This is a genomic window from Sorangium sp. So ce327 (genome assembly GCF_051530205.1).
Taxonomy (GTDB): domain Bacteria; phylum Myxococcota_A; class Polyangia; order Polyangiales; family Polyangiaceae; genus Sorangium; species Sorangium cellulosum_B.
This window is the reverse complement of the sequence record NZ_CP150330.1, coordinates 1,046,117-1,060,419: the sequence shown is the minus strand read 5'-3', so window position 1 is coordinate 1,060,419 and position 14,303 is coordinate 1,046,117. Positions and strand designations below refer to the sequence as shown.

Genomic DNA, 14,303 nt, shown 5'->3' with positions numbered 1-14,303 from the left:
GCTGCCGCCTCGCAGAGGAGAGCCCTCTCGCCGAGGAGCGGCGTCTCCGGAGGCGGCCTTGCGAGGGATCAGGGCATTCCCAGGCAGTAGCGAGGCCCTTCGAAGCTTCGTATGGATTGACCCTCCTCGCTGACGTTGAGCGTGAAGTAGCTATAGGCGGAGCCCTCCTCGCATTGCGCTCCGTACTCTTGCGGACCAGCCGTCGTCCCGCCGATGGGATCGAGCCATTGTTCGACGCTGGGCGTCGACGATTTCCATACCTCGGGCGTCGAACAACCAAACTGGACCTGGTACACGTGCTCCGCGTCGTACGTGTACCTGAACGCCACGACATTCCTGGGGTAGTCGCAGAACTTGGAGACGTGCGAGCCCGTCATGCTGCCAGTCACGGGGCCTGCGTCGTACCCGTCCCCGGTGTGACCGTCGCTCTGAAAGTCGGCGCAATGCAGGACGAACCCGTTGAGCCACGCGTCACCCCAGACGCGGGCGCCCACCGTAACCCCCTTGCCGGGCACGCACTCCTGGACCATCGCGCCGCCGCCCGTACCGCCGCCGGCGCCGCCCGCGCCGCCGCCTCCCGCTTCGCCTCCGCCGCCCCCGGCGCCGCCCGCCGCGCCGCCTCCCGTGTCGGCGCCGCCGCTCGCGTCGGCGCCGCCGCCGGCGTCACCGCTTCCACCAGCTCCCCCAGCGGCGTCACCGTCGAACTCGAGCGTTCCTACCCCCGAGACCAGCGTGCATCCCGCGCTCGCGGCGAATCCTACGACCAGAACTCCCATCGTCGCAATTCGCATGCGTTGCGTATTCATTGTTCCTTCTCCCATCAGAAGCTGCCTCGGTCTCGCCGCGGCGCGCGTCGCCGCAGCGCTCCGGGCGCCGTCACATCGTGTCGTGCGTGAGCCCTCGCCGGACTCCAGCGGGACGAGCCTGACGTGGCTCACTCGGCCCTGCGGGCCGAGGGCTCCTCGAGGAGCGCCGTCAATCGATCAATCTGGATCGGCTTGACGAGGTGCGTCTCGAAACCTGCCCCCTTCGAGCGCCGGAAATCCGCCTCCTGCCCATAACCGGTGATCGCGAACAGGCGAACGCGCTCACCCGCCGGCTGCTCGCGGAGGCGCCGCGCGAGCTCGTAGCCGTCCATCACGGGTAGTCCGATGTCGAGCAGCGCGACGTCGGGCGCGAACTTTTCCGCGATCCGGAGCGCGGACGGGCCGTCGTAGGCAACGCGCGTCGTGTACCCCAGGGCGCCCAGCGACTCGGCCAGGAGCTCGACAGCATCGAGGTTGTCGTCGACCAGCAGGATGCGACATCGGCCGGCGGGAGCCGGAGTCCCCTGCGTCCCGGCCTGCGGGCGCGCCGGCGCGGCCCCGGGCGCGCTCGCGTTCGCCGCGGCCGGCAGCCGGAGGGTGAACTCGCTCCCGCGCCCGCGGCCCTCGCTGTGCGCGCTCACGCGGCCGCCATGCATCGCGATCAGGTTGTGCACGATCGCGAGGCCCAGGCCCAGGCCGCCCTGGGAGCGGTCGAGCGCCTGGCGCTCCTGCACGAAGCGCTCGAAGACGCTCGCCAGCATCTCGGGCGCAATGCCGATGCCGTTGTCGCGCACGGACAGGACGACCTCGCCCTCCGTGCGCTCGGCCCGGACGGCGATCTCGCCCCCGCTCTCGGTGTACTTCGCGGCGTTCGTGAGCAGGTTCGAGACCACCTGGGCGAGCCTCGTGACGTCGCCGTCCACGGCCAGGCCGCTCGAGGGGACCGCGACCGTGAGGTGGTGCCGGCGCTGCTCCAGCAGCGGGCTCGCCAGCTCGACCGCCTTGGCCACGACCTCCGTAATCTCGATCCGCTGCTTCTTCAGCTCCACCTTGCCCCGCGTGATCCGCGAGACGTCGAGCAGGTCGTCGACGAGCGCCGTCAGGTGCTTGATCTGGCGCTCGATGACGAGCCGCTCGCGCTCGGCGTGCCCCCCGGCGCGGAGCCGCATCAGGTGGAGCGCCGTCACGATCGGGGCGAGCGGGTTCCGCAGCTCATGGCCGAGCATCGCCAGGAACTCGTCCTTCGCGCGGTTCGCCCGCTCCGCGTCGCGCCGCGCGTCCTCCGCGCGGCGCAGCAGCTCCTCGCGCTCCCGCGCCGCCGCCTCGAGCTCCTTTCGTGCCTGCACGTACTCGGTGACGTCGAGCGAGACGACCAGGATCCGGGCGACGAGACCATCCGGCTCGCGCATGGGGTGGATGTTGAAGCTCCAGTACAATTCTTCCAGCACGCCGTCCCCGCGCTCGAGATCGAACCGGTAGCCGTGGGTGACGAACGGTTCGCCCGTCGCGTAGACCCGATCGAAGACCTGGAGGAGCGGCGAGCCGACGATCTCCGGGAAGGCTTGCGCCAGCGTGCGTCCGCTCACGTCGCGATGGCCCACCGTACCCACGAAGTACGGGTTCGCCATCTCGATGACGTGCTCGGAGCCACGGTAGACGGCGATCCCCACGGGCGCCTGCTCGAACACCGCGTACATCTTCTCGCGCTCCCGCTCCGCGGCCCGCCGGTGCTCTGCGAGCTGGAGGTGGGTCGCGACGCGGGCCACGAGCTCGCGCGCCGAGAACGGCTTCACGAGGTAATCGTCGGCGCCGGCCGCCAGCCCCTCGACGCGGGACTCCTCGCCCGCCCGCGCCGAGAGCATGATCACCGGCACACCCTGCGTCGTCGGCTCGGCGCGCAGCGCCCGGAGCAAGCCAAAGCCGTCGAGGCCCGGCATCATCACGTCGGCGATGACGAGATCCGGCGTCGACCGCTGGGCGACCTCGAGCGCAGCAGCGCCGTCGCTCACGGCCTCGACGGTCCACCGCTCATCGAGGATGCGCCGCACGTACATGCGCATGTCGGCGTTGTCGTCGGCGACGAGGATGCGCGCGCTCGGGTCGAACGGCACCGAGAGGGGGTCGGACTCGACACGATCGGCCGAGGCAATCGCGTCAGCGGGCCCATCCGCGGCGAGCTGCCACCGCAGCGCCTCCTCGACGTAGGGCGCGGCGCCGGTCGCCGTCGACGAGAGCGTCTTCTCCGCGCGGATGCGCTCTGCCGGCAGGTGCGTGGACCCGCGCGGGATCGCGATCGTGAACGCCGTCCCTTCGCCCAGGCGGCTCTCCACCCGGATGCTGCCGCCGTGCAGCCGCACCAGCTCGTGCACAAGCGCGAGCCCGATCCCGGAGCCCTCGTGCGTGCGCGCGCGCACCCCCTGGACGCGGTGGAAGCGCTCGAAGAGGTGCGGCAGCTCGTGCTCGGGTATGCCGGTGCCCGTATCGCGCACCACGAGCTCGACGTGGTCCCCGCGCACGCAGAGCGACAGGAGAATCTCGCCCTCGAACGTGAACTTCAGCGCGTTGGACAGCAGGTTCAGCACGATCTTCTCCCACATGTCCCGGTCGACGAAGACCGGCTCCGGGAGCTTCGGGCACTCCACCTTGAACGCGAGCCCCGCCCGCTCGACCGCGGAGCGGAACGCGCTCGCGAGATCGACGGTGAGGCCAGCGAGGTCCGTTGGATCGTAGGACGCCTGCGCGCGGCCCATCTCGAGGCGCGAGAAGTCGAGCAGCGCGTTGACCAGCTTGAGCAGGCGCAGCGCGTTGCGGTGAGCGAGCGAAAGGGGCTCGCCGCAGAGCGCGCCCTCCGGCGACGCGAGCGCGTCCTCCATCGGGCCGAGCATCAGCGTCAGCGGCGTCCGGAACTCGTGGCTCACGTTGCTGAAGAACAGCGTCTTCGCGCTGTCGATCGCGGCCAGCTCCTCGGCGCGCCTGCGCTCTTCCTCGTAGGCCCGCGCGTTCGCGATGGCGGTCACCACCTGATCGGTGATCAGCTGAAACAGCCCTCGATACGGCTCGTCGAGCAGGCGATGCGGGCTGACGCCGCCGACGAGGAAGCCATACGGACGAGGTTGGCCCGGCCGCGAGAGTGGCAGGACGATCGCCTGCTCCGGCGCGCTGCCCCAGCGGCCGACGGGCAAGGCGCCGAAGCGGGCCGCGAGATCGCAAATGAGGATCTCGCCAGAGGCGCGCGCAACCTCCGCGAGCGGCCAGGTCGAGGCCACATCGCCTCGATCCTGGAGCGAGACGCGCGCCGGCTTCGCCGCTCCCTGGTACCCGTCGAGCCCGCTCGCGCCGACGAGGCGCGCGTCGCCCGTGTCGCCGTCCAGGAGGTAGAGCAGCGAGAACGGCAGATCGGCGTCGTTCGCCGCAAAGATCTCCGCGGCTGTGCAGCACGCCTCCTCGGCCGACTTCGCCTGGGCGGAGCGCGTCGCGAGATCGCGCAGCATGCGGAGCTGGCGTGCGTCGAGCACTTGCTCGGTGGTCTCCTTCACCGTGATGAGGACGCCGACGACCCGCTCGGCGTCGCCGGGTATCGGGCTGAAGGAGAGCGTGAAGTACGTCTCCTCGACGAAGCCTCGCCTCTGCACCGGGAGCAGGAGGTGCTCGCTCCACGTCGCGGGCCCGCCGTCGAGCACGCCCTGCGCCATGGGGCCGACGACGTCCCAGACCTCGGCCCAGACCTCGGCCGCCGGGGCGCCCATCGACGCAGGGTGCTTCATGCCCAGGATGGGTCGATAGGCATCGTTGTAGATCTGCAGAAGCTCCGGCCCGATCAACATGATCATGGGAAACCGATTGCCGAGCACGAGGCCGACCACGGTCTTGAGGCTTATCGGCCATGTCGCGACGGGGCCGAGCTTCGTCTTCGCCCAGTCGATCGAGCGCATCAGGGCGCCCATCTCGCCGCCCCCGGCGAGGCAGGCCTCGGCGCTCGCGTCCAGTGCGCCACCATCGAGCGAGGGCTCGGCGACATCTGAAGATTTCTTCCATATGCCGGCTGGCAACATGCACCGCCATGGTGGATGAGATCCACGGCTCCTGCCACCAGGACACGGGCGCACGGCTCAGGCGCCGCTGGCCTTGAGCCGCCCCGGCGGCCAGGAGACGGGCGAGCGCGGCGACCGCCGGGGACGCCGCCCTCTCGCGCCGCGACGTCGCCTCACTCGCGGAGCCGCGTATCCGTGTTGTAGCCGCGCGGCGCGAGGGGCGAGAGCCTCTCCAGCCAGATCTGCTCGAGCAGGGTGAGCTCGTCCGCCAAGGAGAACCCCGGCTCGTCCTTCTGCTGCACGACCTCGAGCACCTCGAACGTGAAGGCGTCGGCGCCGTGCTGCTGCCAGTCCCGCTGGAGAGCCTGGTTCTGGTGCGCGCCGATGGACAGCGCGAAACGGTGCTTGTTGAGCGGCCCGTGGAGGTTCGTGCTGCTGCCGAGCAAGACCTTGCCGTTCACCGTGTTCTTGACCTGGAAGATGCCCGCCTGCTTCGGGGTCTCGAGGTACTTCCGCTTCAGCTCCTTGCGCGTTTCCATCGTGCTCGCTCCCGTCTTCTTCGTCCCTGACCCGGGCGCCGTGTTCTCCGCCCCGGGTGTCGTGTCCTTCGCCTCGGGTGTCCTGGTCTGTTCCGCGATCAGCTCGTAGTGCAGGCCGTCGCGCGTCATGTATCCCTCGTCGACGAGCATGCGCCGGATCGTGCAGTGGTCGGGATACAGGGTCTGGATGATCTCGTTCACCTCCTGCTCGCGGTAGCGCCGGCCCGCCTCGAACTTACCCAGGAACTGCTCGAGCACGATGCGCCGCTTGCGCCATTGCTTCGGCATCTGGACCAGCACGCCCCCGCGGAAGAAGGCGCGCATCACCTGGCTCCGGGCTCGCTCCGCGCGCCGCCGCGCAGCGCCTTCGGCGGCGGAGGGCAGCGAGACGAGCTCCTTCAGCGTGAGGCGGAGCAGATCGTCGCGCAGCGCATAGACCAGGTAGTACTGGGTCTTGCGCTTGGTCACCAGCCCGGCCTCGTCGAGCTTCCGGAGGTGGAAGGAGACCGTGGAGGGCGCGCGCCCCAGCCGCTCGGCCAGCTCCTCGGCGCAGTGCGGCCGCTCGATCAGGGCGTTCACCACCTGGAGCCGCGACGCGTCGGCGAGCGCCTTGAGCACGCCGATGCGCGCCTCGACGCTCAGATCGTGCGCCGGGGGATCTGCTTCGATGGTCATCGAACCGAATCTAGGCCGCGCGAGGGCCCTGTCAATCTGTTTCGACAGTCATCGAACCGGAAGCTCGCGGGGCGGCCGCCGCCGGTTCAAGCGTCCAAGCGTCACCGTCGAGCGCGCAGCCGGGCTCGGGCGTGGCGGGATGCGGCCGGGATGCGGCCGGGATGCAGGCGGGAGATGACGAGCGTCGACCCCGCAGGGGCGGCGAGCGCCGCCTGGGGACCTCGCTTCAGGAGATCACGGCGAGCGGTGCTGCGTCGCGGTCATGGACGGGCGCTGGCCGACGACGTCGAACCAGCGCGAGAGGCCGCTCCGGCCGGTTCGCCACGCCCGATCCGGCCAGCGGAAGTCGAGGTAGCCGAGCGCGCAGGCGACCGAGATCGCGCCGATGTCCGCGAGCCCCGTGGATAACGTGCCGGCGTCGCGCTCTAGCCTGTCGAGGCTGGCCTCGATGGCAGCTGCCTGGCGCTGCATGACGCTGCTCGATCGCTCGTCGGATGGGCGATGCTCGTCGGCGAAGAGGCGCCCGGCAGCAGCGCTGATACCGTCCGCGATGCCCTGCCGGAGCAAGGCGCTCCACCGCGCCTCTCCCGGCGCTGGAACCAGCCCGCCGTCCGCGAGGTGATCCAGGTATTCGCAGAGGAGCGCCGACTCGAAGAGCACCTGCCCGTCCCCCAGGACCAGCGTCGGGACCTTGGCCAGCGGGTTCAGCGACCGCAGCGCCGCGTCCGACCAGGGATTGACCAGCACAAGGTCGATCCGGTCTCCCAGCTGCAGCTCGTGGGCGGTGACCCGCACCTTGCGAGCAAAGGGGGATGTGGGAGCGTAGAAGAGCTTCATGGAGAACAGCTCCTGAGCAACTACGGGCTAAGGCGGCGGCCAGCGGACGCCGAGCCCCTGGTGCGGCGAGTCGGCGCTCAGGCGGACATCGTCGGCTGGAGCCGGCAGCGCGCGCCACACGTCGGGGTGCTGATCGGGCGGCTTGCCCTGGCTCTCCGCGAGCGCCTCGTAGAGCGCGCCCTGGTGGAGGACGTAGGCTCCCTTGGGGTACGTCACGGCGCGCTCGTCCGGGCTGAGCGTCGCGCGGTCGGTCCACCACTCCAGGCGCCGGTAGTCCTCGTCGAGGCCGCCCCCCATGAAGTCTCGGAAGCGGACCCGCTCCACCGCGACCGTCGGATTGTCCTCGGCCTGCACGCTGTCGAAGAGCCACTTGATGAACGGATAGGGCCCGTCCACCCGGTTTCCCTTCAGGATGTGCGGGTTCGGCGCGTTGCTGCCCACCGCGAAGACCTGCACCGGCTCGTCCGCGTCGGGGTACACCTCGCCATAGTTGAAGTGGAAACCGAGGAAGACGTTGCGCTCGAAGCGTATCGTGGCGCCGGTGTCCACCGCGTGCGTGTACACCCCGCTCAGCGACGTGTCGGCGAAGTAGTTGTCCGTGAACGAGACCGTGTCCGACGGCGAGCGCGGATCGCCGTCCACGCGCGTCGGGAACAGCTCGACGAAGAGGTCGCCCGTCCCGATCACGAGGTTGTGGTGGAAGCTCGATCTGCCGTAGCGCTGGCCGAACTGCACATTGCCATCCTGGTAATGGTCGAACGCCGACCGCCACCGGACCGCGCCCGGCCCGATGACGTTGTGGTGGATCTCGCAGTCCGAGCCGAGCTGCCCGACCTGCAGCGCCTCGGTGCCGGTGCGCAGGAACCGGTTATCGTACACCTCGAGGCGCTCGAACGCGTGCTGCGGCTGCGCCTGGGTGCTGCCGAAGTAGATCCCCTCCGAGCCGACGTCGTGCACGTAGAGGTCGTGGATCTTCACGTTGCGCATCGTGGCCTGCCCGTCGTCGTCGGTCTTGGCGACGATGCCGGCGAACTCGGCGCGCGTGACCTCGAGGGTATCCAGCTCGAAATCCGACGCTCCTCCGCCGATGGCCAGCCCCGAGAGGCCCTCTTTGCTGAACGCGTCGTCGATGAAGATGCCGTACGTCCCCTGGCCATGGGCGAACGCGCCCTCGGCGTGCCCCCGGAACCCCTCGTCTCCGGTCTTCGAGACAGGGTCGTGGCGGCCCGTCAGGATCCAGCCCTTTCCGCCCTTGATCACGAACACGTAGTTGGCGGCGTCGCCCCCGACCTTGACCTGTCCGCCGAGGTTCGTGATCACGAGCGGGCGCTCCGCGCTCCGCTCGGGCAGGCCGCCGAGCAGGATGCTCCGGTAGTGGCCAGCCGGAATGTAGAGCCGATCGAGCGCGCTCCAGTCGACCTCCGGGAACGACCCGGCGAGATCGGGATAGGCGATCTCGGGGAGCTCCCCCTCCCTCGGGGCCGGCTCCGGCAGCGTGAAGGTGATCGTCGGCTGGCCGAAACGACCGTAGGCCGGGACGCCCGGTGTCGAGCCCCCCGCGCCGGGCGAGGAACCACCGGCGGCGCCCGCGCCCGACGTGGAGCCGGAGGCGGCGCCCGCGCCCGGCGTGGCGCCTCCGGCGCCAGCGGTGGACTCCGCATCATCGCCATCGCCGCCGCACGCCGCCATCGCGACGAGCAGGACACCTATCCTCGCGCCTTGCCGCATCCGCAGGAGGATACGCCATCAACCGGGGACACCGCGCCGAAAGCCACGTACCGCGCGCCGGCGCGTGGGAGCTGGTGTTCCAATCCGGGTGGACATGATACCAGCTGCGCCGCTCAGCAGCGCTTCCCTCTCGTCAACCCACGCGTCTGACGGTGTGCGCACCGTCGTGCTGCCGCCTCGCCTGCCGGTAGCCGAGGGGGCTCACGCCGTGGGCGCGCGCGAAGGCGCGCCCGAACGCGGGCTCGCTGTCGTAGCCGACGCGGGCAGCGACGAGCTTCACCGGGAGCGTCGTCTCGCCGAGCAGGACCGCAGCGCGCTCGAGGCGCAGCCGGCGCACGTGATGGCCGAGCGGCTCGCCGAGGAGCGCCGTCGCGCGCGCCGCGAACGCGGATCGCGAGAGCCCGGCCGTCCGCGCGAGGTCCCCGAGCTCCCACACGCGCTCGGGTGAAGCGCGCACCTGCGCGAGCGCGGCCGCGATCGGCTCGTCCCGGAGCGCGTCCCGCCGCGGCAGCGACGCCGCGGGGTCGCGCAGCGCGCTCGCGAAGAGCGCGTGCGCCCACGCCTCGCCGACGGAGCGGCGCAGCGCCGCCGACAGGGCCTGCGGGCCGGCGAGCAGCGCGAGCGTGTCGTTGAGCCAGCGCGCGAGCCCCGGCGTCGCGCCCGCGACGTGCACCGCCGGCGGCAGCAGGGCGACCCACGGGGCGCCCGCCGCGTCGACGTGCAGGTCGACGACCACGAGGCGCGTCTCCGGCGGGGCCTCCGTGGCCAGGGCGTCGTCGGCCACGGCGCGCATCCCGCGGCAGAGGGCCTCCGGGTGCGCGAGCGAGGTCGTCGGCCGATCGCGGATGGCGTGCTCCTCGGCGCGCGGCAGGAACACGAGCTCCCCCGCGCCGAGCGCGAGCCGCCGGCGCGCGACGTCGATCCACCCGCCGCCGCCGAGCGCCGCGTACACCCGGGCGGCGGCGCGCTGCGCCGGCTGCCGCTTGCCCCAGCGATCGCCGAGCGCGAAGCGCCTCACCTCGGCCTCGCGGAGCACGACGCTCCGGGCCAGCTCGTCGAACGCGGCGGACATGGCGCGATCGACTCTACATCACGCGGCGGGCCGCGCCACGCCGGCGCGCGCGACCCGCCGCGCGGGCGGCGCCGGCCGTGGACCGTGGACGCGCGGATCGGGGAGCTGGACGCGCGGCAATCGCGGCGTCCCTACGCTGTCCTCGTCGACACGAAAGGAAACGACATCCCATGACGCACCCCCCGCCGCATTCCGGGCCGCTCGACGCCGCGCAGGCGCTCGACGCGCTCCTCGATCTCATCGGTCGTGACATGAATCGCTGGCTCGACCTCTTTGCCGACGACGCGACCGTCGAGTTCCCGTATGCGCCGGCGCTCGGCGCGCCGGCGCGCCTCGAGGGCAAGGCGGCCATCCGGCGCCATTTCGAGGGCATCCTCCAGAGCTTCCACGGGCTCGAGCTCCGCGACGTGCGGCGGTATCCGACGACCGATCCCGACGTCGCGCTCGCCGAGGTGCACGGCTCGGCGACCATCGGGCCCGCGCGCAAACGCTACGAGCAGGACTATGTGATGATCGTCGCGACGAGGAACGGCCGAGTCGTGCGCTACCGCGAGTACTGGAATCCAGCGCCCGTCCTTGAGGCCTTCGGCGGCGAGCTCGACACGCATCGCGAGGGGGCGTCATGAGAACGCGCGCAGGGAGCGATGGGCCGCTCGTCCTGATCACCGGCGGGACGGGCACCACCGGGCGAGCCCTCGCCGCGCGGCTCGCGGCCGCCGGCGCGCGCGTCCGCACCGCGAGCCGGACGGCGACCGCCGCCCGCGACGGCGTGGAGCACGCCCGCTTCGACTGGGCCGACACCGCGACGCACGACGAGGCGCTCCGCGGCGCCGATCGCGTGTACCTCGTGGCGCCCGCGATGGTCGAGGATCCCTCGGCGCTCATGCTGCCCTTCGTCGAGCGCGCGCTCGCGAGCGGGGCGCGCCGCCTCGTCCTGCTCAGCGCGTCGCCCGTGGCGGAGGGGGGCCCCGGGCTCGGCCTCGTCCACCGCGCGCTCCGCGAGCGCGCTCCAGAGTGGACCGTCCTCCGACCGTCGTGGTTCATGCAGAACTTCATCGACCCGCGCCACCCGCACGCGGCGGCGATCGCCGGGCGAGGCGAGCTCACGACCGCGACGGGCGGCGGCCGCGTCGGCTTCGTCGACGCCGACGATATCGCGGAGGTCGCCGCGCGGGCGCTCCTCGACGGCGCGCCGCACAACACATCTCACATCATCACCGGCCCGGAGGCGCTCAGCTACGATGACGTGGCGGCCATCGTGTCCCGCATCACCGGCCGGGCGATACGCCACGTCCGCGCCGGTGAGGAGGACGCTCGCGCGTACCTCGTCAGCGCGGGTATCCCATCGCCCTACGCCGCGTTCCTTGTGAGCCTCGACCTCGCCATCCGCGACGGGGCCGAAGACCGCGTCACCGACGTCGTTCAGCGCGTGACAGGCCGCGCGCCCCGCGCCTTCGGCGATCTCGCGCGCGCCCACGCGCACGTCTTCCGCGGGGAGCCCAGCGCGCGCCGCGGGGGCCCGGCCGCGTAGCGACGTCGAACCGCCGAGCCCGCCACATCCAGCCGACAAGCGAGCTCCACGACACGCCGCCTTCACCCTCTCCTGAGTTGTGCCCGACCCCACTGCGGCGACCACACCCCTCGTCGAGCTCCCCATTCTCCTGTAACCTGAGCAGCTGCGGGCAGGCAGCGCCTTCGCGGACACGGCACCTCAGGCGCTCATCGGGCCGGACAAGTCAAGGTCGAAGCACGACCGGGGGAGAGTGGCGATGGGGACGAAGGACCGCGTGGAAGACTGGCATGACGTCCTGGACAACGCTTCGCTCGGTGTCCACCTGGTGGACGCGAACGGCAAGATCCTGTGGGCGAACAAGCTCGAGCTCGAGCTCCTCGGTTATACGCGCGAGGAGTACATCAATCGACACGTCGCCGACTTCCACGTCGACAAGGACGTGATAGACCAGATCCTCTGCTCGCTCGCGGGCACCGGTATCTCGGAGACGGTCGATGAGCAGCTCAAGAGCGAGATGCTCCGGGGGCGTCGTGCCGGGTGAGCGGGCGCAGGCGATCCTACGCTACATCGAGCAGCTCAAGGAGGGAGACGCGGACGCAGCGCTCGCCGAGGGATCGGACCCTGGCGACGATCTCGGCGCGATCGCGGCGGCGCTGGGGGAGCTCGGGGATGCGCTGAGGGAGCGGGAGGAGCTCGTCCAGATCGCCCAGGCTGTCGCGGCGAGCAACCTGAGGCGGCTCGACGACCTCGCGCAGGAGCTCTCGCGCACGAGGGCCGTCAACGCGGAGCAGCAGGCGACGATCCGCACGCTGTCGGCGCCGATCATCCAGGTCTGGGAGGGCGTGCTGATGATGCCGGTGCTCGGAGCGGTCGATCTCTACCGGGCGGACCAGATGATGCAGGGGCTCCTCGGCGCGGTGTCGAACACCCATTGCAGGGTGGTGATCATCGATCTGACAGGCGTCGACTCCATCGACGCCTCGCTCGGGAACACCCTTCTGTCGCTGGTCCGAGCGGTGGAGCTCCTCGGGGCGAAAGGGATCATCGTGGGCATCCGGCCCGACGTGGCGCGCGGCCTCCTCGTGGACGGCGTGGACATGTCGCGGGTATCCACCTTCGCGCGGCTCCGCGACGCGCTCGTCCTCTGCATGAAGCAGGCGCCGCGGCGCGCGGGCCAGCTCAACTGACGCGCCGGGCAACGCCGGACGCGCGTCACCCGTGCCAGAGCTCCTTCACCCCGTCGGCCATGAACTGCACGGCGATGGCGGCCAGGATGAGGCCCATGACGCGCTCGAGCACGGCCATGCCGGACGCCTTGAGCGCCCGCTGCACGAGCCCCGCGCCGCGCAGCACGAAGTAGGAGGCCACGAAGGTGATGGCCACGCCGGCGAGCACCAGCCCCATGGCCACGGGGTCGTTGCCCTCGCGCGCCATCAGCACCATCACCGTGGCGAGGGCGCCCGGCCCGGCGAGGAGCGGCATGGCCAGGGGCACGAGCGCCACGTCCTCCTTCGCGATGCCCTCCTGCTCCTCGGACGGGGTGGTGCGCGTCGCCGAGGAGCGGGCGCGCAGCATGTCGAGCGCCGTGACGAGCAAGAGCAGCCCGCCCGCGACGCGGAACGCGGCCAGCGAGACGCCGAAGACCTTGAAGACGACGCCGCCGAAGAGGGCGAAGAACAGCATGAGCCCGCCGGCGACGGCGCACGCCCGCCGCGCCGTGCGCCGCACCTTCTCCGGCGGATCGCCCGCGGTCATCGTCAGGAACAGCGGCACGATGCCGAGCGGATCCACGACGAAGAAGATCGCCGACAGCGACACGAGGAAGACCGAGACGTAATGGGCCATGCTCATCGGATGCGTCGCGGCCCCCGCGGGCCAGGCGCATCTCCCACATCCCGGGCGGCCGCGCCAGAACAGCGCCGCGAGGGACGATGGTGCGGTAGCGAACCGGCGTGATCCGTCGGATCCCACGGGACTTCGGTGGGACGTGACGACCGATCGCATCCCCTCGGCACGACGCGATCGGGCGGCGGCTCGATCTGGCGACAGCACCGGAGGGGTGAGCAAGCTTGGGGCGTCGGTCGGGCCCATTCCCGGATACCCCCTCCAGCGTTGGTCTATCGTCCTGGATGAGGCGCGGTAGCTCCGCGGTGTGCCTCGTAGGCCCCCGGAGACGAGCAGGATGGGACGAGCAGGATCTCCATGGGCTCACGCCTGCCCGTCCGCTCGCTTCATCCGTCAAAGCCCCTCACCAGCGGAGCTCGTCCGGCAGGAACTCCGCGATCAGGTCCTTGTAAAACGGCTTCAGCCGCTCAACGTCCGGCGGGTCATCGGCCTTCGAGTACAGATCGTACGGGTTGAAGCGCCGCACCCATTCCATCATCCGCCGATCTTGCTCGTTCATCAGGTGCCCGTACGCGCCCTCGCGGTGCGCCGCGTAGAACGAGTGATATCGGATCATGGCGAGCGCCTCGAGCGGCAGGTGGTCCTTCACCACATGATAGAGGTACTCGTCGTGCCCCCACGACATGTGTATCCGGGAGAGCCCCGCGCCCTCCTCGTAAATCCCGCATGGCGTCTGGTACACCGGGTTCGCCATGTCCGGGTTCCGCGCGAAGAGCTCGGGGAAGACGATCCGGTCCGAGATCGCACAGCCCACCGGGAAGGTGTCGCCCACCACGGCCCACTGCGGCTCGCCCCACGTGCACAGGATCTTCCCGGCGTCGTGGATCAGCGCGGTCAGCACGAACCACCGCGGCTGCCCGTCCCGCCGCGCCGCCTCCGCGGACTGGAGCGCATGTGCGATCTGCGACAGCTCCGTGTCCGGATCGCTGTCGTCGACCACCCGATCGAGCAGCTCGAGCGCCTCCCACATGCCCATCCGGCGCCGGTCGAGGCCGAGGTACTGCCGCTCTTTCTCCTGCACGAAGGCGAGCGTCTGCCCCTCGTGGTTCAGGCGGTAGAGCTCCTTCACGCTCGGCCGCGCGTCCTCGCGGTAATCGCGGAACGCCGAAATTTCCATCTTTTCCGCTGCTGCGCGCGCGGCGCTCCCCTCCACACCCGACGTCTGCTCACGCTTCTCGCTCATCGCGCCCATAGCGT

Annotated in this window: 12 protein-coding genes; 4 read left to right on the top strand and 8 right to left on the bottom strand. The window is 70.9% G+C overall.

All coding sequences use genetic code 11. The features are described from left to right. Window positions 1-68 precede the first annotated feature (68 nt). From WME95_RS03920 to WME95_RS03895, 6 genes are all read right to left on the bottom strand, one after another. Window positions 69-791: a hypothetical protein gene (locus WME95_RS03920; RefSeq protein ID WP_437907066.1), complete on the bottom strand. Its 723-nt coding sequence runs from the start codon at window positions 789-791 to the stop codon at window positions 69-71. A gap of 143 nt (window positions 792-934) precedes the next feature. Continuing rightward, entirely contained in the window at window positions 935-4,858 is a 3,924-nt protein-coding gene (locus WME95_RS03915; RefSeq protein ID WP_437907065.1) for an ATP-binding protein, read from the bottom strand. Window positions 4,859-5,010: 152 nt separating this feature from the next. Further along, window positions 5,011-6,051, bottom strand: coding sequence for a metalloregulator ArsR/SmtB family transcription factor (locus tag WME95_RS03910; protein ID WP_437907064.1), 1,041 nt, complete (start codon window positions 6,049-6,051; stop codon window positions 5,011-5,013). A 234-nt stretch (window positions 6,052-6,285) separates the two neighbouring features. Next, window positions 6,286-6,888, bottom strand: a complete 603-nt coding sequence (locus WME95_RS03905; protein WP_437907063.1) for a glutathione S-transferase N-terminal domain-containing protein — start codon at window positions 6,886-6,888, stop codon at window positions 6,286-6,288. 27 nt (window positions 6,889-6,915) lie between these two features. Continuing rightward, window positions 6,916-8,616 carry a right-handed parallel beta-helix repeat-containing protein gene (locus WME95_RS03900; RefSeq protein ID WP_437907062.1) on the bottom strand — a complete coding sequence of 567 codons (1,701 nt, stop codon included), beginning with the start codon at window positions 8,614-8,616 and terminating at the stop codon, window positions 6,916-6,918. Window positions 8,617-8,749: 133 nt separating this feature from the next. Then, window positions 8,750-9,688 (bottom strand): helix-turn-helix domain-containing protein, encoded by a 939-nt coding sequence (locus tag WME95_RS03895; protein WP_437907061.1) that lies wholly within the window; start codon window positions 9,686-9,688, stop codon window positions 8,750-8,752. Window positions 9,689-9,858: 170 nt separating this feature from the next. Here WME95_RS03895 and WME95_RS03890 point away from each other — a divergent pair, with 170 nt between their 5' ends. The 4 genes from WME95_RS03890 (at window position 9,859) to WME95_RS03875 (ending at window position 12,388) form a co-directional block, all read left to right on the top strand. Beyond that, the gene (locus tag WME95_RS03890; RefSeq protein WP_437907060.1) at window positions 9,859-10,314 is read left to right on the top strand and encodes a nuclear transport factor 2 family protein; all 456 of its coding nucleotides are present in this window, start codon (window positions 9,859-9,861) and stop codon (window positions 10,312-10,314) included. Further along, a complete protein-coding gene (locus WME95_RS03885; protein ID WP_437907059.1) occupies window positions 10,311-11,219 on the top strand; it encodes an NmrA family NAD(P)-binding protein in 909 nt (302 codons plus the stop codon). Before WME95_RS03890 ends, WME95_RS03885 begins: the two co-directional genes overlap by 4 nt. Window positions 11,220-11,475: 256 nt before the next feature. Next, window positions 11,476-11,742 (top strand): PAS domain-containing protein, encoded by a 267-nt coding sequence (locus tag WME95_RS03880; protein ID WP_437907058.1) that lies wholly within the window; start codon window positions 11,476-11,478, stop codon window positions 11,740-11,742. Continuing rightward, window positions 11,696-12,388 carry an STAS domain-containing protein gene (locus WME95_RS03875; protein WP_437907057.1) on the top strand — a complete coding sequence of 231 codons (693 nt, stop codon included), beginning with the start codon at window positions 11,696-11,698 and terminating at the stop codon, window positions 12,386-12,388. The genes WME95_RS03880 and WME95_RS03875 overlap by 47 nt, the downstream gene beginning before the upstream one ends. Window positions 12,389-12,413: 25 nt before the next feature. Here WME95_RS03875 and WME95_RS03870 read toward each other — a convergent pair whose 3' ends face one another. Both WME95_RS03870 and WME95_RS03865 read right to left on the bottom strand, forming a co-directional pair. Further along, the gene (locus WME95_RS03870) at window positions 12,414-13,046 is read right to left on the bottom strand and encodes a MarC family protein (RefSeq protein ID WP_437549562.1); all 633 of its coding nucleotides are present in this window, start codon (window positions 13,044-13,046) and stop codon (window positions 12,414-12,416) included. 403 nt (window positions 13,047-13,449) lie between these two features. After that, window positions 13,450-14,289, bottom strand: a complete 840-nt coding sequence (locus WME95_RS03865; RefSeq protein ID WP_437907056.1) for an inositol oxygenase family protein — start codon at window positions 14,287-14,289, stop codon at window positions 13,450-13,452. Window positions 14,290-14,303: the final 14 nt, after the last annotated feature.